Annotated in this window: 16 protein-coding genes; 4 read left to right on the top strand and 12 right to left on the bottom strand. The window is 47.9% G+C overall.

All coding sequences use genetic code 11. The features are described from left to right. Positions 1-18: 18 nt before the first annotated feature. Together NT073_RS23880 and NT073_RS23875 are read right to left on the bottom strand one after the other, a co-directional pair. Positions 19-2,088: a M23 family metallopeptidase gene (locus tag NT073_RS23880; RefSeq protein WP_297378703.1), complete on the bottom strand. Its 2,070-nt coding sequence runs from the start codon at positions 2,086-2,088 to the stop codon at positions 19-21. Positions 2,089-2,148: 60 nt separating this feature from the next. Next, positions 2,149-2,760, bottom strand: a complete 612-nt coding sequence (locus NT073_RS23875) for a fumarylacetoacetate hydrolase family protein (protein ID WP_297378701.1) — start codon at positions 2,758-2,760, stop codon at positions 2,149-2,151. 226 nt (positions 2,761-2,986) lie between these two features. Between NT073_RS23875 and NT073_RS23870 the strand changes: the two genes are divergently transcribed. Then, entirely contained in the window at positions 2,987-3,814 is an 828-nt protein-coding gene (locus NT073_RS23870) for a M48 family metallopeptidase (protein WP_297378699.1), read from the top strand. A 132-nt stretch (positions 3,815-3,946) separates the two neighbouring features. On the opposite strand, the gene sucC is transcribed toward NT073_RS23870, so the two are convergent. Continuing rightward, entirely contained in the window at positions 3,947-5,164 is a 1,218-nt protein-coding gene (sucC, locus tag NT073_RS23865; RefSeq protein WP_297378697.1) for an ADP-forming succinate--CoA ligase subunit beta, read from the bottom strand. Between the two features lie 148 nt (positions 5,165-5,312). Here sucC and NT073_RS23860 point away from each other — a divergent pair, with 148 nt between their 5' ends. Further along, positions 5,313-5,975 carry an ABC transporter ATP-binding protein gene (locus NT073_RS23860; RefSeq protein WP_297378695.1) on the top strand — a complete coding sequence of 221 codons (663 nt, stop codon included), beginning with the start codon at positions 5,313-5,315 and terminating at the stop codon, positions 5,973-5,975. Between the two features lie 295 nt (positions 5,976-6,270). Here the strand turns inward: NT073_RS23860 and NT073_RS23855 are convergent, their stop codons facing one another. From NT073_RS23855 to NT073_RS23845, 3 genes are all read right to left on the bottom strand, one after another. After that, positions 6,271-6,693 carry a DoxX family protein gene (locus tag NT073_RS23855; RefSeq protein WP_297378693.1) on the bottom strand — a complete coding sequence of 141 codons (423 nt, stop codon included), beginning with the start codon at positions 6,691-6,693 and terminating at the stop codon, positions 6,271-6,273. Positions 6,694-6,864: 171 nt separating this feature from the next. Then, a complete protein-coding gene (gene groL / locus NT073_RS23850) occupies positions 6,865-8,502 on the bottom strand; it encodes a chaperonin GroEL (protein WP_297378691.1) in 1,638 nt (545 codons plus the stop codon). 111 nt (positions 8,503-8,613) lie between these two features. After that, a complete protein-coding gene (locus NT073_RS23845) occupies positions 8,614-8,910 on the bottom strand; it encodes a co-chaperone GroES (protein WP_012925587.1) in 297 nt (98 codons plus the stop codon). 248 nt (positions 8,911-9,158) lie between these two features. On the opposite strand from NT073_RS23845, the gene NT073_RS23840 reads away from it, so the two are divergent. Then, on the top strand, positions 9,159-9,866 hold the full coding sequence (locus tag NT073_RS23840; RefSeq protein ID WP_297378684.1) for a hypothetical protein: 708 nt from the start codon (positions 9,159-9,161) through the stop codon (positions 9,864-9,866). A 70-nt stretch (positions 9,867-9,936) separates the two neighbouring features. On the opposite strand, the gene secG is transcribed toward NT073_RS23840, so the two are convergent. The 6 genes from secG to NT073_RS23810 all read right to left on the bottom strand — a co-directional run bounded on the left by secG (position 9,937) and on the right by NT073_RS23810 (position 17,821). After that, positions 9,937-10,341 carry a preprotein translocase subunit SecG gene (secG, locus tag NT073_RS23835; protein ID WP_297378682.1) on the bottom strand — a complete coding sequence of 135 codons (405 nt, stop codon included), beginning with the start codon at positions 10,339-10,341 and terminating at the stop codon, positions 9,937-9,939. A gap of 73 nt (positions 10,342-10,414) precedes the next feature. Then, positions 10,415-11,269: a hypothetical protein gene (locus NT073_RS23830; RefSeq protein WP_297378680.1), complete on the bottom strand. Its 855-nt coding sequence runs from the start codon at positions 11,267-11,269 to the stop codon at positions 10,415-10,417. Positions 11,270-11,386: 117 nt separating this feature from the next. After that, positions 11,387-11,830 (bottom strand): LPS assembly lipoprotein LptE, encoded by a 444-nt coding sequence (gene lptE / locus NT073_RS23825; protein ID WP_366107746.1) that lies wholly within the window; start codon positions 11,828-11,830, stop codon positions 11,387-11,389. A 112-nt stretch (positions 11,831-11,942) separates the two neighbouring features. Then, positions 11,943-13,325, bottom strand: a complete 1,383-nt coding sequence (locus NT073_RS23820; protein WP_297378676.1) for a sigma-54 dependent transcriptional regulator — start codon at positions 13,323-13,325, stop codon at positions 11,943-11,945. Positions 13,326-13,421: 96 nt separating this feature from the next. After that, positions 13,422-14,951 carry a MiaB/RimO family radical SAM methylthiotransferase gene (locus NT073_RS23815; RefSeq protein WP_297380258.1) on the bottom strand — a complete coding sequence of 510 codons (1,530 nt, stop codon included), beginning with the start codon at positions 14,949-14,951 and terminating at the stop codon, positions 13,422-13,424. Between the two features lie 245 nt (positions 14,952-15,196). Next, positions 15,197-17,821, bottom strand: a complete 2,625-nt coding sequence (locus NT073_RS23810; protein WP_366107745.1) for a BamA/TamA family outer membrane protein — start codon at positions 17,819-17,821, stop codon at positions 15,197-15,199. A gap of 28 nt (positions 17,822-17,849) precedes the next feature. On the opposite strand from NT073_RS23810, the gene NT073_RS23805 reads away from it, so the two are divergent. Beyond that, a complete protein-coding gene (locus NT073_RS23805) occupies positions 17,850-18,596 on the top strand; it encodes an RNA methyltransferase (protein WP_297378671.1) in 747 nt (248 codons plus the stop codon). Positions 18,597-18,608: the final 12 nt, after the last annotated feature.

Raw genomic sequence — 18,608 nt, 5'->3', positions numbered from 1 at the left:
GGTTTATCGATTTAGTGTTTATCTTTTCTTACGCCCTTTTTTCGGAGCCGCTTTTTTGCGAACTACAGGCCGCGGAACCTCAATCGTTGTACTGTCGGAGCCAATATTGCCGGAACGGTCTTTTACTTGTACCAACACGTCGGCACCGTCCTCAAAAGGTTCGTCAGGATTCAGCTTGTCTGACCACAGTAAAGCACGTTTGTAGTCATACTGCATTAATACCCATTCTCCATTAACCAGCGCTCTGAACTCTGCAATCCCGGACAGATCGTCTCTGATTTTTGCCGTAATACCCTTCGGGGTGGCCGACAGAATCTCAACCGTTGGCGGAGCTGCATCGGTCATCAGTTGAAACCGCCCCAGCGTGCGGGTTTTGAATTCAATTTTTCCTTTCGTCCAGGTCCCACCCAGGAAGCTTTCCCGCCCATCACTTACCCAATACGCTTTAGTGCGCATGGTATCAATGGCAATCGGATAATTCGGTACGTACTGAACCGTCAGGTGTTCATTAAGTGGAATAGTCGGCTGGTTAATCTCAATCCCTCCCCATGGCAACTGGCGAACAGCCAGGTGTAAGGTATCAAATAAGGTGTTTGATTTAAACTCAAGTCGGGTGTTTCCGTCCGTAACCACCTCCGAGCGGCCTGGTATAATACGTTTTTTTAAGTTTGTTCGAATTATACCCCTGCCGAACTGCACGGAATCAGGTAGATTGTAGCGCAAATCTATAAGATAAACAGCTTGGTTGTTACGCACATAACTAACAGATTGCTCCGTTACAGTACGACCCGTGATAAGTTTAGCTATCGGCACATTGCCAGGGGTGACGTTCTTAACCGTTATTTTGAGCACGTTTTCATCGGTTGTAACGGTAGCGGCCGTTTCTCCCTCTGTTGATGCTGACGAGTAACTCGCTGGTTGAACAGCGATAGAGTCCAGTCTGGGCGGGTTTGGCGGTACTTCGGGTAATAGCGTAAACGTCAGTTTGGCCGAGTGGTCATAGGCGTCGTAGAGAATCAGGGTTACTTCATGAGGTTGCCCATCCAGCAAAGGCAGACGACCGCGATAAGCTGCGTTGCTTTGCAGTTTGTACAGATTCAGGATATTGCCATCGGCAATATAGGCCCGGTGGTACCGCTGTCCGGTGGTCTGCTCCACTTCGTAGTTTTCATGGATATTCATGAACCGCGTCTGCTCATTCGGGAAGCTGTTCATATTATACGCAAACACTTCCCGGCCGTCGAGCCGTATTTCCAGACAGCTGATGCCATTTCGATAGGGTGAGCCACTGGTTTTATCATAGGCCAGCACCTCCATGCCAATTAATCCGGAGGCCGTTATTGGCTTGGTGATGGTATACGAACCGTCAGACAGGCGGGTAGGAGCATAACTGACGCGTTGGTATTCGCCGTTGATGCGCGAACCAGCCGTCATGGTTTTAAGCGCTACCCGTTCAAAATACGGTGGTACATGGTCCTGAATTTCAGAAAAATTGTACAGAAGAGGGTTGATGAGGTTGTCTTTGGCATCGCGAATCTCAAAGTGAAGGTGTGGCCCACCTGAGCCACCTGTATTACCCGATGCAGCAATGATATCTCCTTTCTTGACAGGAAACTGTCCGGGTTGGAACCGAAGGTCAATTTCGAAGGTCTTCTTTTGATATTGCTGTTCCCTGAGGTATGTACCCAGCGTATCCTTTAGCGTTTTTAAATGCCCATAAACGGTAGTCAGGCCATTAGGGTGTTTAATGAAAATGACGTTTCCGTAACCACCCGTAAAAACGGCAATGCGGGACACGTACCCGTCTGCTGCGGCATGAACATTTAGTCCCTCGCGACCACCGGTACGTATATCCAGACCTGCATGGAAGTGATTAGGACGCAAATCGCCCATACCTCCCGACAGCGAATTGGCGCCACCCGGCTGAATAGGAAACAGAAAGTAGCCAGCCTCAATCGTACCTGGTTGTAGGTAGCCTGTCTGATTTGTTTGAGTTACTGGTGTTGGTTTCGGGCTTGTCTGTCCAGGAGCTATACCGGAAAAAAACAGGCTGGCTACGACCAACGTATAAATGAGTGATTGTCTCAAAAGCTAGATAATTGAAAATGGCAGCGTTATCGGGTCTACAAGCCGACCTCTTTACAACACTCATTTTACATCGAATGTCAGCATTGGCTTGTTTTCAATGAAAGCCGTTAATTGATCGCCCACATTTACAGGGCCAACGCCTTTAGGAGTTCCTGTAAATAAAATATCGCCTTGCTGGAGCAGAAAGTAGCGCGATACAAACGAAATAAGGTAGTCAATCTTAAAGAGCATCAGGCTTGTGTTGCCCAATTGGCGGGTTTCGCCATTGACATCCAGCCGGAAGTTGAGATCTTGTAAATCTGCAAAATCTGTTTTTGGAACAAAACCCGAAATCGGCGCTGAGCCATTAAACCCCTTTGCCAGTTCCCAGGGCAACCCTTTTGCCTTCAGTTTACTCTGTAGATCACGGGCTGTAAAATCGACACCAATGCCAATTTCGTCGTAGTATTTATGCGCAAACTTCTCGTCGATATTCTTGCCTACCCGGTTGATTTTCACCAGAATCTCTACTTCATGATGAACATCGCTGGAAAAGTCGGGATAGAAGAATGGCTCGTTTTTTAAGGGGATAGCCGTTTCAGGCTTCATGAAAATGACCGGATCGTCGGGCTGTTCATTATTAAGCTCCTTTATGTGTTCGACGTAATTACGGCCAACGCAGATAATTTTCATAGTCATAAAGCGGGTAAATCCCACCATTGGTTAAAGCTCACGGAGGTTTTTCAGTATAGTGACTTTAGCACCGAGGCATAAGTCTATACGCTATTAAACCTAGCCAAATGACGCAAATCTAAGGACTAAAGAGGGGGCTACCGCATGGCTTCTAAAATTTTTGAACAATTGTAGTACTTTGCCGGTCATATATCGTCAGAATACTCTACCAAACAATACACAAACTATGAGAAAAGTCATAATTGCCATATTGTCACTCGCTTTTGCTGTGACGGCTTGCGAGAAAGTGCCCCTGACTGGACGCAAGCAATTGATCTTGGTACCAAACAATGATATGCTATCCATGAGTTTTACTCAGTATAAAGCATTCCTGGATACTAGTCGGGTCGTTCCTACATCAAGCGGAGACGCTGAGATGGTGAGTCGAGTTGGTAACCGCATCCGTCAGGCTGTTGAAAGTTATATGAACAGTAACGGCTACTCCAAGCGGCTTGAAGGGTTCCAGTGGGAGTACCATTTGGTTCAGAGTAATCAGGTAAATGCCTGGTGTATGCCAGGGGGTAAAATTGTCGTTTACTCGGGTATTCTTCCATACACCAAAAACGAAGCGGGTTTGGCAACGGTTTTAGGCCATGAGGTATCACACGCCATTGCTGAGCATGGTAACGAACGCATGAGCGAAGGACTGGTGGCAAACGGATTGCTTCAGGCGGGTCAGGTAGCCACGGGTATTGGCACATCCGGGAAAAGTACACAAACACAAGCTATTTTCCAGCAGGCGTTTGGTGTTGTTGGACCATTAGCTTATCAATATGGCGTTGGCCTGCCTCACAGTCGTAAGCAGGAATCAGAAGCCGACCACTTAGGGCTGATTTTTATGTCGATGGCGGGTTACGATCCAAGCGAGGCCATTACGTTCTGGCAGCGCATGGCACAGGCAAGTGGTGGTAAAGCACCCGCCGAATTCCTGTCAGATCACCCATCGGATGAACGCCGGATTGCTGACTTGAAAAAACTGCTTCCCGACGCGCAAAAGTATTATGCCCGGCGGTAGTTTCGCGATTAATAAACAAAAAAGCCAGAGTTTTCGCTCTGGCTTTTTTGTTTGTACCCGACAGCTTCTGGCTGTCAGTATCTAGAATAGATAAGCTTGTTACACACCGACAGTCAGAGGCTGTCGGGTACATTACAGGGCTTCTACAACCTGACGTACTTTCTCAGCCGCTTCTTTCAGCAAAACAGCCGACTGTACTTTCAGGCCTGATTCGTCAATGATTCTGGCACCCTCTTCTGCGTTTGTACCTTGCAGACGAACGATGATCGGAACGGGTATGTCGCCAATGGCTTTATAAGCTTCTACAACACCTGTAGCCACCCGGTCGCAGCGAACGATACCACCAAATATGTTGATCAGGATAGCCTTGACGTTCGGATCTTTTAGGATGATCCGGAAACCGGCCTCAACGGTTTTTGCATTTGCACCACCCCCAACATCGAGGAAGTTGGCGGGTTCACCACCCGACAGTTTAATGATGTCCATCGTAGCCATAGCCAAACCAGCACCGTTTACCATGCAACCCACGTTACCGTCGAGTTTCACATAGTTCAGGTCGTTGGCTGATGCTTCAACTTCGAGGGGATCTTCTTCGGCCAGATCGCGCATAGCTTTCAGGTCGAGGTGACGGTATAGTGCGTTATCGTCAAGGTTCACTTTTGCATCAACGGCCAGAATTTTATTGTCTGACGTTTTAAGCACAGGGTTGATCTCGAACATCGACGCATCTGTATCGACATACGCTTTGTAAAGAGCGGTAACGAACTTAACCATCTCTTTAAACGCTTCGCCTTCCAGCCCAAGTCCGAAAGCTACTTTACGAGCCTGGAATGGTTGTAGACCAACAGCCGGATCAATCCATTCTTTGACAATTTTCTCGGGCGAATGTTCGGCTACTTCCTCAATGTCCATACCGCCTTCAGTGCTGGCCATAATGACGTTGCAGGCTTTCGTACGGTCGAGCAGGATGCCAATGTACATTTCCTTTGGCTCCGAAGGACCAGGATAATAGACATCCTCGGCGATCAGAACTTTGTTGACCCGCTTGCCTTCCGGACCCGTCTGGTGGGTAACCAGTATGTTGCCAATGAGGTTTTTCGTTATGTCGCGAACCGCATCGACCGACTTGGCTAACGCCACGCCACGTTGTTCAGAACCAACGATTTGGCCTTTTCCGCGCCCACCAGCGTGAATTTGAGACTTTACCACAACAAACTTCTGACCAGACTGGGCAATCAGGAGTTTAGCGGCTTCAACGGCTTTCTCGGGCGACTCAGCAACGATACCCTCCTGAATGCGGACACCGTACTTTTTGAGAATTTCTTTGCCCTGATACTCGTGTATATTCATGACAACTGCAACAAGGAGGATTGGAAATCGTATTTTTGTGCGGCAAGTTAACAGGAAATGATGAATGATGAATGATGAATGATAAACGCAGGTCGCTAAAATATCAATTCATTACGCGTCACTTATCATTCATCATATATCATTAAGCATGAGTTCTCTTCTTCAAACGACCGATATACGCCGGAACTACGGCGATCTTCCCGTACTTAAAGGCATAAATTTAGCCATCGAATCCGGGGAAGTAGTTTCCATTGTGGGTGCATCGGGTGCTGGTAAAACAACGCTACTTCAGATTCTTGGTACGCTCGATCGGCCTGACTCCGGTACATTACATATTGCCGGACAAAATGTGTTCACACTCAACGACCGGCAACTGGCACAGTTCAGAAATGAGCGTATTGGGTTCGTTTTTCAGTTTAACAACCTCCTCCCCGAATTTACAGCGCTGGAAAATGTGTGTCTGCCAGGGTTTATCGCTGGTAAAGATGAGCGAGCTGTTCGGCAACGTGCCCAGGATTTACTGACAACACTCGGTTTAGAACATCGTCTGACGAACCTACCGTCACAATTATCAGGAGGGGAACAGCAACGGGCTGCGGTAGCGCGCGCACTGATCAATGAACCCGCTATTGTCTTTGCCGATGAACCCAGCGGAAACCTTGATTCGCGCAACGCCGAAGAACTGCATCAACTGTTTTTTCGACTTCGTGACGAACTCGGCCAAACATTCATAATAGTAACACACAACGAAGCGCTGGCATCCCTCGCCGACCGAACCGTGACGATTAGAGATGGACTTTTGTTCACGTAACGAGGAAGTAGCGAATGGTTAGTTTAAGTATATGTACTTATTTTGAATTTCATGCTTAAGTATTTTTTTGTGTGCAAATGTCTGTTAATCAGCCATTTTAATTTTTATATAAAAAATATTTAAGAGAAAGAATCAATTTTCGATAATTTTGTTTTATTATTGTGTCGAAAAGAAAAGTTTTTCATAACGTTGAGTAAATCAGAAAGCCAAGAGAGTGTCTCGCTTGGCTTTTTTGTTTGCCTAAACTTTGAAAATTACCCGTTTCGAATAGCTAAGCCAGCGCTCATTCTTACATTTATTTCTTTCCGGAATGACCCCACAGTACGGCGTCTATACTCCATCTACCCGGCCCGATAAAAAAGAAGATCAACGCAAGAAGGACAAATAAGAAGGGGTGCTGATCCTCATACCAGATTTGTCCGTGGCCTATGAAAAAGGCTATATAAAGCATGGTCCCAATGATAATGAGACAGGCAATTCTGGTCAACAAGCCTATTGTAAGTAGTCCTCCTGCCAACAGTTCAGATCCTTTGCCAAGGTACACCATTAACAATGGGTAGGAGGATTTCTTAAAAACATCCCATGTTGCATACTCATCCATTTTGGCACCTTCAAATACTTCCCACCCATGGTAGAGTAGCAGCAAACCGACAATAATTCTGACAAATGCAAGGCCGGAACTCTGTGCGATACTTTCAGTCAAAAATGAAAATTTCATAGCCATTATAGATAAGAAGTAAATAACTGAAAGAAATTTAATTTCTGATTGACGTACGCCATTTATTCACTCGCCAAAGACAGTAAAGCAGAGCGCCCCAAATCTGACGATCAAGGGCGCTTTTGCAACAATCAAGAAAATCCTTAAAATCAAAAAAAAACGCGGTTCAGATTACATCATGCCGCCCATGCCACCGCCTGGGTGACCGTGGCCACCACCGGCTGGAGCTTCTTCCGGCTCGTCAGCAATCACACACTCGGTTGTCAGCAACAGACCTGCGATAGATGCTGCGTTTTCCAGCGCAAGACGAGTTACTTTCTTCGGATCGATGACACCGGCGGTGAACAGATCTTCGAACGTATCGTTCTTGGCGTTGTAGCCGAAGCCACCCTGACCATCTTTCACTTTGTTTACGATAACCGAACCTTCACCACCGGCGTTGGCAACAATCGTACGCAGTGGCGACTCGAGGGCAACACGGATGATGTTAACACCGGTTTTCTCGTCTTCGTTGATCGTCGTGATGCCGTCCAGCGAGGAGATCGCGCGGATCAGCGCAATACCACCACCAGTTACGATACCTTCTTCCACGGCTGCGCGGGTTGCGTGCAGGGCGTCGTCAACGCGATCTTTCTTTTCTTTCATTTCTACTTCGGTTGCAGCACCGATGTAGAGGATAGCTACACCACCCGACAGTTTGGCCAGACGCTCCTGCAATTTCTCGCGATCGTAGTCTGACGTTGTGTTTTCGATCTGGGCTTTGATCTGGTTTACGCGGCCCGCGATATTTTCTTTTTCACCAACACCATTGACAATAGTTGTATTGTCTTTGTCGATCAGGATTTTCTCAGCCTGGCCCAGGTACTCGATGGAAGCGTTTTCCAGTTTGAAACCGCGCTCTTCGCTGATAACCTGACCACCCGTTAAGATAGCGATGTCTTCCAGCATAGCCTTCCGACGGTCGCCGAAGCCAGGAGCTTTAACAGCAGCTACTTTCAGGGCACCCCGGATTTTGTTAACTACCAGCGTAGCGAGTGCTTCGCCGTCAACATCTTCAGCAATGATCAGCAACGGACGGCCGGTTTGAGCAACTTGCTCCAGAACGGGAAGCAGCTCTTTCATCGACGATACTTTCTTTTCCGAAATCAGGATGAACGGACGCTCCAGTTCAACTTCCATTTTCTCGGTGTTCGTCACGAAGTAGGGAGACAGGTAACCACGGTCAAACTGCATACCTTCTACAGTCTTAACTTCCGTTTCGGTACCGCGTGCTTCTTCAACCGTGATAACGCCTTCTTTGCCAACTTTTTTCATGGCTTCGGCGATCATTGTACCGATTTCTTCATCGTGGTTAGCCGAGATGGTAGCTACCTGTTCGATTTTACCGAAATCATCACCAATGGTTTGTGCCTGCTCTGCCAAGTTTTTAACAACGGCAATAACAGCCTTATCAATACCACGCTTCAGATCCATTGGGTTAGCACCGGCAGCTACGTTTTTCGCACCAATCGAGTAGATCGCCTGGGCTAATACAGTAGCTGTAGTCGTACCATCACCAGCCGAATCAGCGGTTTTGGAAGCTACTTCTTTTACCAACTGAGCACCCATGTTTTCCATGGCGTCCTTCAGTTCAATTTCTTTGGCTACTGTTACACCATCTTTGGTGATAACTGGCGAACCGAATTTTTTATCCAGGATAACGTTCCGGCCTTTTGGTCCGAGAGTAACTTTAACTGCATCGGCAAGGGTATCGACGCCCTTCTTGATACGCTCACGCGCTTCGGTATCAAAGAATATTTTCTTAGCCATTGTTTTAAAGGAATGAATAATGTAAAATGGAGAATGGATAATGCCGCCTGCTTATGTACATCAGAGTCTTAACTCCATCGTACATTGTACATTAAACATTATTCATTAAGATTAAAGGATTGCGAAAATGTCTGATTCACGCATGATGAGGTATTCTTTACCATCGACAGTGATTTCTGTACCAGCATATTTGCCATACAAAACTGTGTCGCCCACCTGAACCGTAAGAGGCTCATCTTTCTTGCCTGCACCAACGGCGACGACCGTACCACGCTGGGGTTTTTCTTTTGCCGTGTCTGGGATAATAATACCAAACGAGGTTTTTTCTTCGGCAGGGGCTGCTTCTACCAGCACCCGGTCGGCCAGCGGTTTCACGTTTACTTTAACGCTTTCCGTTTCTGCTACCATGATAATGAGTTGATTAAGGTTTTAAACTGTTTGTGTTTTTACGTACACGACGATTCTGGACCGCCAATTACTGTGCCAATGCCGTAAACTGCCAAATTTTCAGGTTTCTGCCTGACATACTGCCATTCTCATCTTTAGCTAAATTTCCTTCGGTTGCCTTAGCAAATTGAGCGTATAGAATTTGGCAGTTTGCCGCCTGTTTGTTAGTTTAACAAAAGCATATACCTGAGAATGAATTTTTACAGTTTATGAAAAAATTACAACCCGACTGGTTTACGCAAAATTGGCTTGATGCCGAATATCAGAAATATGTCGTCTTGGCATACCTACAGGCTGTTCAGCAGAACTTTGTAGAACACAAACTTTGGCCGGATTTACCTGAATTACGCAGCCATTACAACGCTGGTATTCATTTTTCGAGGGGCAAAGGTACGTTAAATGCTGCGTTCCCCAAACGTGTCAGCCGAGTTACTGGTCCACCGCCCAGAATCGAATATAAATCCGAGGTAACGGACTCTGCATTAATGGCAGAGATGGATGCCATAATGGATTTTGCCCTGCCCCGTTTTCAGGCCATGCTAACCGAGGGCCAGCAGCGATGGGCCGATATTGCCAAATCGCTGACGTTAGCGCCGGTGGGTCTGCTGCCCCTGAGGCCAGAAGAAGGTTATCTTTTTTTACACGCCAGTAATCAGGCTGAAATGCAGGTTTACTACTTCTGCATGACGTTGTACTCAGACCAGGAGCCGGGTGGTCGTTTGATTCAACTACGCTTCGTAGAGGCTGTCCGGAAAAGTCTGGCTAACACCTTCGAGAACATTAAACTTGATTTGATTCGTCGTCACCGGCATATGCCTAATCCGGCAACGTTTATGCTGGAAAGCAAAAGATTATACCCTGTACAGGAAACGTTATTACCTATTGCCCGCCAGTTACTGGCCCAGGCTGTGGCCTAGTGAACAAAAACACAAAAAGCCATACCCGAAAAGGTATGGCTTTTTGTGTTTTTGTCGTTTTTGCCAAACGTTACTTCTGGGGCGTTAACGCCGAAGTAGAAGCTCCGGGTGTGGCTGCACCTGGAACTGCCTGACTTGGAGCCGCACCATTTGCTGCACTCGGGGCAGGTGTTGGGGCGGCAGCGCCCGGTAAGGTTTGTGTTTGTGCACGATCTACGTTTGCACTGTTGATGCCGGTAGCCTGATTACGATCGATCATGATGTACGATGCCATCGACAGCACCATAACGCCGATGCCAAGACCCCACGTGATCTGCTCGAGCAGATCGGTGGTTTTCTTTACGCCCATGAGTTGGTTAGAGCCTAAGCCTCCAAATTCGCCGGCCAGTCCTCCGCCTTTTGAGTTCTGAACAAGTACGATAAGAATCAGAAGAACGGTGAGGATACAAATGATGACAATAGTTGCCGTTACCATGAATTCGGTTGTCACCGGGTCGCCGGTGCGTTAAACAGTTAAGAGTAAATACAAAATAGGTGCCAGCAGTTAGTTAAGACTCAGTTGATCCCTCTGCTGCGTTTTTTAATTCACTGATTTTTGCCGCAAAGTACGCGTTTTTTTCTGGGTTTTTCACCATCAGCTTCTTATAGATTTCGACAGCCTTATCTATTTTACCCTGCTTCTCAAGAATTTTGGCAAAACTTTCTGTCACCAGGCTACCCACAACAGGCTTGTTACGCTTCGTCAAATCTTCCTGTTCAAGCACTTCGCCCGGCTTGACACGTACTGGCGATATGCGAGGTTCTTTCTTTATAAAGCTGTCAATCAGATCAAGTTGACGTTGGCGTTCAATATCAGCTGCAGAGAGAATGGGTTGGCTGGGTGCCGCTTCTGCAATCTGTTCAAGGTCATTTTTCAAATTTGCTTCGACCAGTGTAGGGTCTTCAGGTGTTGGTATTGTGGGAAGAGTTTCTGTTTGTTCTTTAGCTGCAGAGCCGTCGTACTGGCTGGGTAGTTGTAAGAGCGCCAATTTAGGAAAGCCGTTGCTCAGGCCCACTCTCGATTTAAAAAGTGCATAACTTTCCTGCTGATAATCGTCGGGAATTGGAACATGTTTGGCCGACAGTTCATTCAACTTAGTCAGTAGGTTTTCGGACCACTGAAATTCGTTGTCGATTAACTTTCGGAGGGCATTACGGCTTAAGGCGTGCGCTGCTGCTAGCCGCACATAAGATACAGCTTGGCCCCGTTGATGAATCGACGCGGCCTTAGCGGTCAATGTATGCAAGGTTTGGCAGTAGGGATATACGGCCAGACTTTCCTGAAGTTGAGTGAAGTCGGTAGGGGCAAGGTCATCGGGGTGAGTGACCCAATACGAAAATGTTTCTTTGTCGAGTGGAAGCACGAATTAAGTTACGATTTACAGTTTATATTGGTGAGTTGCTTTCGCAGACTTTGCCGAAGAACAACCATGCGAAAGTACTTCATTACTGCGTAAATCATTCGTGCGGATGGTAACTTTTTACCAGTCGGCCGCTGTTTTATTAAATATATCTAGTACAATCTGGTCCAAAATTTTCGGCACCAGACGGCTTTCATTTTGACTTAATGTTTGCCCCTGCGGGAAGTCCTGATAAAAGGAAAAGGATTGTTCGAAATTCTTGCTTTCGTCTTTATTGTTGTAGAACCGAGCCAACACAGTGATCTGTAGTCGGTTAACGCCCGCCTGGTCCTGAGCTGTTGGAGCAACGGCCAGCAGGTCATACCCCGTAATATTACCTTCCAGTACCATATCGCCGTTGTTCGGGACAACTTTTAAGCTGGTATACCGCTGGTAATATTCTTTCAGTTTTTCATTAAACGTCAGGGGCAGGTTGGCCGGGCCGCCCGCTGTAGCCAGCACAAAATTATTTACAGTAACCGTTTTAATATCGGGTGAAAGGGTCGTGCCCGTGAATGAATACACTCCGCAGGAGGAAAGGAATAATGTACAATGGAGAATGAATAATGTATAAAACAAAAACGACATCCACCCCTTAGGATTATTCACTATCCATTTTCCATTATTCATTAGAAAATTATTCTTCATCAATTTCATACTGTTTGATTTTCCGGTATAACGTGCGCTCCGAGATGCCGAGTGCCTGAGCAGCGTATTTCCGTTTGTTATTGTTGCGCCGGAGGGCTTTTAATATCATTTCTTTCTCCTGGCGTTCGAGCGAGAGCGAGTCGTCTTCTTCGGTTTCGTGCGTAACATCTTCCACTTCGGTTAAGTCGTTGATGTCGCCGTCAACATCATCGAAAATCTGTACAGGCGGGTGACTGCCGTAGGTTTCGGAAGGTGGCACAGCCGTTCGGGGCGGAGGGGTATCCGTTCGAATTGTACCATTAACGGCCGGTAGCAGACGCGTAATGTTGGTATCGGTTAACGGCCGGTTGTCACCATCAGGTGAAATGGAGTCGAACAGGTCTTTATGTGTATGCAGGATATGATCGCTGTCCTGTTCGTTGCCCATCAGGACGTCGCGAACGAGCTTTTTCAGATCGTTCACATCCCGGCGCATGTCGAACAAAACTTTATAAAGCAGATCTCGTTCGGAGAAATTGTCGGCACCATTTCCTCCATTAGCCTGTGGAAACAAGGCTAAGGTCCGGTTACTTTGCTGCGGTTGAGGCAGGTATTTTGACAACGTCTCGGCTTCGATGGGTTTGTTCTGCTCCGACTCAAGGATAGACACCTGCTCGGCGATATTCTTCAACTGACGAATATTACCCGGAAACGGGTAACTGATCAGTACCTGCTTGGCTCCTTCGGTAAGCTGAAGCGGTTTAATTCGGTAACGTTCGGCGAAATCGGTGGTGAACTTACGAAACAGCAGCTCGATGTCGTTGCCGCGTTCGCGGAGGGGCGGGACAAAGATAGGGACCGTATTGAGCCGGTAATATAGGTCTTCCCGAAACTTGCCCTTCTCAACCGCTTCCATCAGATTTACGTTTGTGGCCGCCACAACCCGCACATCCGTCTTTTGTGTCTTGGATGAACCTACGCGGATAAATTCCCCATTTTCAAGTACACGCAGGAGTCGGGCCTGGGTACCCAAGGGCATTTCGCCGATTTCGTCGAGAAAGATGGTTCCCCCGTTGGTGGTTTCGAAATAGCCTTTCCGGGAGTCTACTGCACCGGTAAATGAGCCCTTTTCATGACCAAACAGTTCGGAGTCGATGGTACCTTCTGGAATGGCTCCGCAGTTGATGGCAATAAACTGACCATGTTTACGGGCGCTCAGGCTATGGATTATCTTTGAAAACGATTCTTTACCACTTCCACTTTCGCCCGTAATGAGCACGGTGAGGTCCGTTGCCGATACCTGCATGGCCACGTTAATGGCGTAGTTAAGGCCGGACGCATTACCGATTATGCCGAAGCGCTGTTTAACGCTTTGAATTTCCTGTTGATTCATAACTGCCTCTAATGAATAATGGACAATGAGTAATGGGTAATGGATACTAAAAAACTAGCTTGACAGCGTTATTCATTATCCATTACCCATTCTTCATTATGCATTAACTACCTCGCCCCGCAGCGTTGCTGACGTACACTCCGTCACTAATACATTGACGTACTGGCCTTTCTGGTGGTTACCTTTCGGAAAAACGACCATCTTGTTCTGGTCATTCCGACCACAAAGGAAGTCGTCGGATCGTTTGGACGTTCCTTCGATCAATACACGCTGCACCTGGCCAATATGTCGTTGGTTGCGTGCAGCCGAGTGTGTTAGCTGTCGGGCAATGATCTCGTTCAGACGACGCTTCTTGACATCTTCCGGAATGTCGTCCGCATATTTTTTTGCCGCCAGCGTACCTGGACGTTCAGAGTAAGCGAACATGTAGGCGTAGTCGTAATGCACGTAGTCCATGAGCGATAACGAATCCTGATGTTCGTCTTCGGTTTCGGTGCAGAATCCCGAAATCATATCGGTCGAAATGCCGCAGTCTTCTCCCAGAATTTCCCGGATGCGGTCAATTTTACCAATGTACCAGGGGCGGTCGTAGGTCCGGTTCATTAGTTTCAATACCCGGCTATTTCCGCTTTGCGCAGGCAAATGGATGTAGTTGCAGATGTTGTCGTACCGGGCCATGGTATGCAGCACGTCGTCCGTAATATCTTTTGGGTGCGAGGTCGAAAAACGCACCCGAAGATCTGGATGTATCTGAGCCACCATTTCGAGCAGGTGCGCGAAGGTGGTAATGTTAGTATTAGGAGTGAGGAGCGAGGACGGGGCCGCCCGGCGGTGAGGAGTTGCTGACGCATCCTCTTCTCCTCGCTCCTCACCGCCGGGCGGCCCCGTCCTCGCTCCTAATACGACTCCTTCCCATTTATAACTATCCACATTTTGCCCGAGCAGGGTCACTTCACGGTAGCCCTGGTCAAAGAGGTCCTGTGCTTCACGAACAATGCTAAAGGGGTCACGGCTGCGTTCGCGGCCACGAGTAAACGGTACTACGCAGAAACTGCACATGTTGTCGCAGCCGCGCATAATGGACACAAAAGCTGTAACACCGTTCGAATTCAGCCGTATTGGCGAAATGTCGGCATAGGTTTCTTCGCGGGACAGGAACACGTTAACGGCCTTCTGGCCCGATTCGGCTTCTTCAACCAACTTCGGAATATCGCGGTAGGCATCGGGCCCTGCTACGATGTCGACCACTTTTTCTTCTTCGAGCAGTTTGGTCTTCAACCGTTCGGCCATGCAGCCGAGCATCCCAACCAGAAGTTCAGGTTTCTGGCGTTTCAGACCGGTAAGGTGCTTGAGCCGGTGCCGGACTTTCTGTTCGGCATTGTCGCGGATGGCGCAGGTATTCAGAAAAATCACATCAGCTTCGTCGGCCGATGAGGTAGTGGCATAACCGGCATTCCGCATCACAGCTGCGACGATCTCACTGTCGGCAAAGTTCATCTGGCAACCGTAGCTTTCGATATACAGTCGTTTCTTACCAACCGCTAACTCATCTTCCAGCGTACGGGGTAAGTCGATGTGCTCTTTATCGTCAGGTTGCAGTATGGTTAGTTCAGGTATGAGCGTCATAAATAGAGAGTCCATAGGCGCCGGTCGATAGTGAAAAAGCCTGTGAAGGAGACTATTGACTATTGACCGACGACTTTTTTTGCAAAATTACAAAGAAAGCCCCGATAGTGCTGTCATTTTGGCAGGATTCCGGCGTTAAAATACCTTAAGGATGGTTAATTGTTGATTGTTACTGGGTATTCGCGCATAAGTACACCTTCTACGCTTAACGAATAACTCAATAACCAATAATGATTAAACATTAACTAAAAAGGGTAACCAATACCGAAGTTTATAATCAAAGGGTTGGGGCCGCTGGAGAGTTTGCCGAGTGAAAACTCGCGAAGCAGGAATCGCTTGTCTACCGGGCCTTTGTCGCCGTCTATATACTGCCGGGCCGGGTCCCAAACTTTAATACCTCCATCGAAGCGGATAATAAAGAACGAGAAGTCGAAGCGCAGCCCTACGCCTGTACCAACGGCGATTTGGGGGACGAATGAATCGAATCTGAATATGCCTCTGGCATTGGCATTACTGTATGGCAAGCGCCATACATTGCCGAAATCAATAAATGCGGCCCCATTGATATCGGCGAAGCCGAGTCGGAACAAGCGACCCCGTAACTCCGCTGAACCTTCAATGAGCATATCGCCCGGTTTTTCGAAGGTGTATAAAAATTGATCCGTTCCTGACTTGATGGCCGGTTGAGTAGGGTCGGATGCCGATGGCTGCGGGTAGTCGGCACCGGGGCCTAAACGGCGGGGTAACCAGGCGCGCAGGCTGTTGCTGCCTCCAGCGAAGAATAACTTTTCGTAAGGAGCTGTCCGGTTAGAACCGTAACTGTAAACCAAACCGGTATTTAGGCGGAAAGCCAGTGTGGTATGTGCATTAAGTGGGACGTAATGCCTGAAGTCGGCGTTAACGCGTATGTATTTATAGTACTGTAAACCAGTTGAATCCGTTGTTTTGAAGAACTCGCGCAACTGATAGTTTCTAAATAAGTTAAGTGTTGTCCCGCCTGATTCAACGACTGTACGCAGGAAATTAGCCCGCTTGTTCTGCCCGACAGTATTGGTATTGTAGGTATACGCAAAGCTAAGGCCGGATGCGAAAGAACGTCTGAAACTCAACCCAATTGTATTGCCTAGTTTGCCCAAAGAGTCTAATTGCTGTTTAAAAAGTGGCCCCAGCTCCGTATCGAAATTGGCATTAATGAGGTTAATGTCCGCAATGAAAAAACTGAACTGCTTAACCGGGCTGGGTTGCCAGTTGTAGGCCATCGTGGCGCGTAGCAATGATCGCCGGAAGTCAGGACGCAGGGTGTTATTGTAACTCAAGCTGACCTGCGTACGAGGATTGGCACGACTGAAAACAAATCGTGCCCGTCCCGGAAAGAGAATCTGCGGGAAGGTAACGGAACTGATGATGCCCAACTCCTTCGAATCGTATACATACCGGTTGCTGTTGGCACTGGTCACAAAACCTGTCTGGGCCTCGATACCAAAGCGTACGGTCGTTTCAAAGGTTTCCAAACCGCCAAACAGATTGCGAACCCGGAAAATCAGGCTGCCAAATCCACCCGGATAACCACCCTGGCCCTGATAAAGAACCGTAACACCGCCTTCCGCCGTGGCTTCGTACTTGTCAAGTGGTGTGGCCGTAATGAGCGTGCGCAGCCGTCGGTTGGTGGTATCGGTAAAGTTGAGGTTGACAAACTTAAACTGATTCAACAGAAACAGTTGCCGTTGGGTGTCGCGGTAGTTAGTTTGATTATACAGTTGACCCGGCCGCAGGAGTACTTTCGAACTTAAAAGCCGGGTCGAAATGTCACGGCCACCCAGCAGATAAGTAATGCCGTCCCGTCTGATGGTATCCAGAGCCGCGCGGGCAGCGGCTGGTTGTGTTTCATCGGGGCTTATACGTACTTCAACGTCACCAATCTGGTAAATAGGGTGTGCCGATAAACCCGGCGGGTTTATAATCTGGAGAACTACATCAACATTACGCCGTAGCGAATCGCCGGGTTCGAGACCGTTAAAGAAACGTCGGTCATTTCCCCGGCGTACGGTGTCGACATCCGTAGCCCGAATATACTGACGGGAGAAAGCGTAGTAACCCTGATCACGCAGTAGTGTCTCGATACGCACTTTCTCTCCCGACATGTTACTGAAGTCGAACCGGTCGCCGGTATGAAGCAGGGATTTGTCGAATGATTGCCGAACAATGGAGTCGACACGCGGATCGGCAATTTCATACACGATATTGCGAAGGTAAAAGCCCGCATTCTCATTAATGAGGTAGTTCACCCTAACCTGACTACGGCGCAACGTATCAAGTTCGTAGCCCGTTTTTGCATTAAAAAAACCTTTGTCAGAAAGGTACTTTTGCATTTTAACGGCGTTGGCCTGTGCATCTTTATCGGAAAAATAGGAGGGCGGTTCACCCAGATTACGCATAACCCAGTTCCCCTCTTCGGCTTTCTGACGAAGGCGTTTTAATTGACGGCCATAGCGTCGGTTGAGCTTTTTTAGCTCTCGGGGCTGATCAGCTATCAGCTGGCTTTGCTGTTCAAATTCATTAGTTTTGGCCTGTAATTCCCGGATAGCTGCTTCGCGGTTGTATCGGCGTGCTCCCCATTGATACAGCCACAACTGGGTTGTGATGGGTAGTCCAAGTAATCGCCGATTCGGTTTTTGGGGAACCAGGCTAATCAGGTCCTCATCTGGAATCGTCTTGTTGCCCCGCACACCATGAGACGTGAGGATGTATCCATTATTACGCAGCTGGCTGGAACTCAGGCAGCCCGATAAAGAAATAACCAGAAAGAGTAAGCTTAATCGGGATGTATGATGTATGGTATATGATGTATAGCCCGCAAACCAATCAGACACCCTACAGCCTGTATCATACCTATTTCTCATGCTTTCTAAAAATCAACTTAAATATATTCAGTCGCTGCACCAGAAAAAATACCGGCAGCAGCATGGCGCATTTCTGGTTGAAGGAGCCAAAAGCGTTCAGGAAGTACTACAATCCGATTTCCAGACGGAACTGGTTGTAGCGACCGAAGGATTCTACAAAGAAAACGCACACCTGACAGACCACCAACGAACGCCTGTCGAAATTACATCAGTGGCTGAACTGGAGCGAGCCGGAACCCTCGAAAGTAACAATGCTGCGCTTGCTGTGGTCAGAACGAAAGAGAACCGTCCACTATTGGCGGGTCTCAATGAGATTGCCCTGATTTTAGATGATATTCGAGATCCTGGCAACCTCGGTACCATTCTGCGTATTGCCGACTGGTACGGCGTACGCAAGATTTTGTGTTCCGAAACCACGGCAGATGTGTATAATCCCAAAGTTATTTCGGCCAGTAAAGGCTCCTTTACCCGAGTTAACTGGTGGTACGGCGACATTACTCAGGTGCTGGCTCAGGCTACCAGTGCCGTATACGGGGCGTTTCTGGATGGTGAAGATGTACACTCGCTCGGGTTTGATGCTTCGGGTTATCTGGTGATGGGTAATGAATCGAACGGTATCCGGCCGGAAGTAGGTACGTTTGTTACCCAGCGGGTAACAATCCCGCGCTTTGGCGATGCCGAATCACTCAATGTTGGTATTGCTACGGCCGTGTTGCTGGATAACTGGCGTAGAACGATTAATTAAGTGCCTTCTAAA

It is taken from the genome of Spirosoma sp., from assembly GCF_026391055.1.
In the GTDB taxonomy this organism is placed as follows: Bacteria; Bacteroidota; Bacteroidia; order Cytophagales; family Spirosomataceae; genus Spirosoma.
This window is presented reverse-complemented; position numbering and strand designations above follow the sequence as displayed.

Coding starts and splice junctions, on each gene's coding strand:
- NT073_RS23840 (WP_297378684.1), top strand. CDS start 9,159: ATGAAAAAATTACAACCCGACTGGTTTACGCAAAATTGGCTTGATGCC.
- NT073_RS23875 (WP_297378701.1), bottom strand. CDS start 2,760: ATGAAAATTATCTGCGTTGGCCGTAATTACGTCGAACACATAAAGGAG.
- NT073_RS23845 (WP_012925587.1), bottom strand. CDS start 8,910: ATGGTAGCAGAAACGGAAAGCGTTAAAGTAAACGTGAAACCGCTGGCC.
- secG (WP_297378682.1), bottom strand. CDS start 10,341: ATGGTAACGGCAACTATTGTCATCATTTGTATCCTCACCGTTCTTCTG.
- sucC (WP_297378697.1), bottom strand. CDS start 5,164: ATGAATATACACGAGTATCAGGGCAAAGAAATTCTCAAAAAGTACGGT.
- NT073_RS23820 (WP_297378676.1), bottom strand. CDS start 13,325: ATGAATCAACAGGAAATTCAAAGCGTTAAACAGCGCTTCGGCATAATC.
- NT073_RS23870 (WP_297378699.1), top strand. CDS start 2,987: ATGAGAAAAGTCATAATTGCCATATTGTCACTCGCTTTTGCTGTGACG.
- NT073_RS23815 (WP_297380258.1), bottom strand. CDS start 14,951: ATGACGCTCATACCTGAACTAACCATACTGCAACCTGACGATAAAGAG.
- groL (WP_297378691.1), bottom strand. CDS start 8,502: ATGGCTAAGAAAATATTCTTTGATACCGAAGCGCGTGAGCGTATCAAG.
- NT073_RS23855 (WP_297378693.1), bottom strand. CDS start 6,693: ATGAAATTTTCATTTTTGACTGAAAGTATCGCACAGAGTTCCGGCCTT.
- NT073_RS23805 (WP_297378671.1), top strand. CDS start 17,850: ATGCTTTCTAAAAATCAACTTAAATATATTCAGTCGCTGCACCAGAAA.
- NT073_RS23860 (WP_297378695.1), top strand. CDS start 5,313: ATGAGTTCTCTTCTTCAAACGACCGATATACGCCGGAACTACGGCGAT.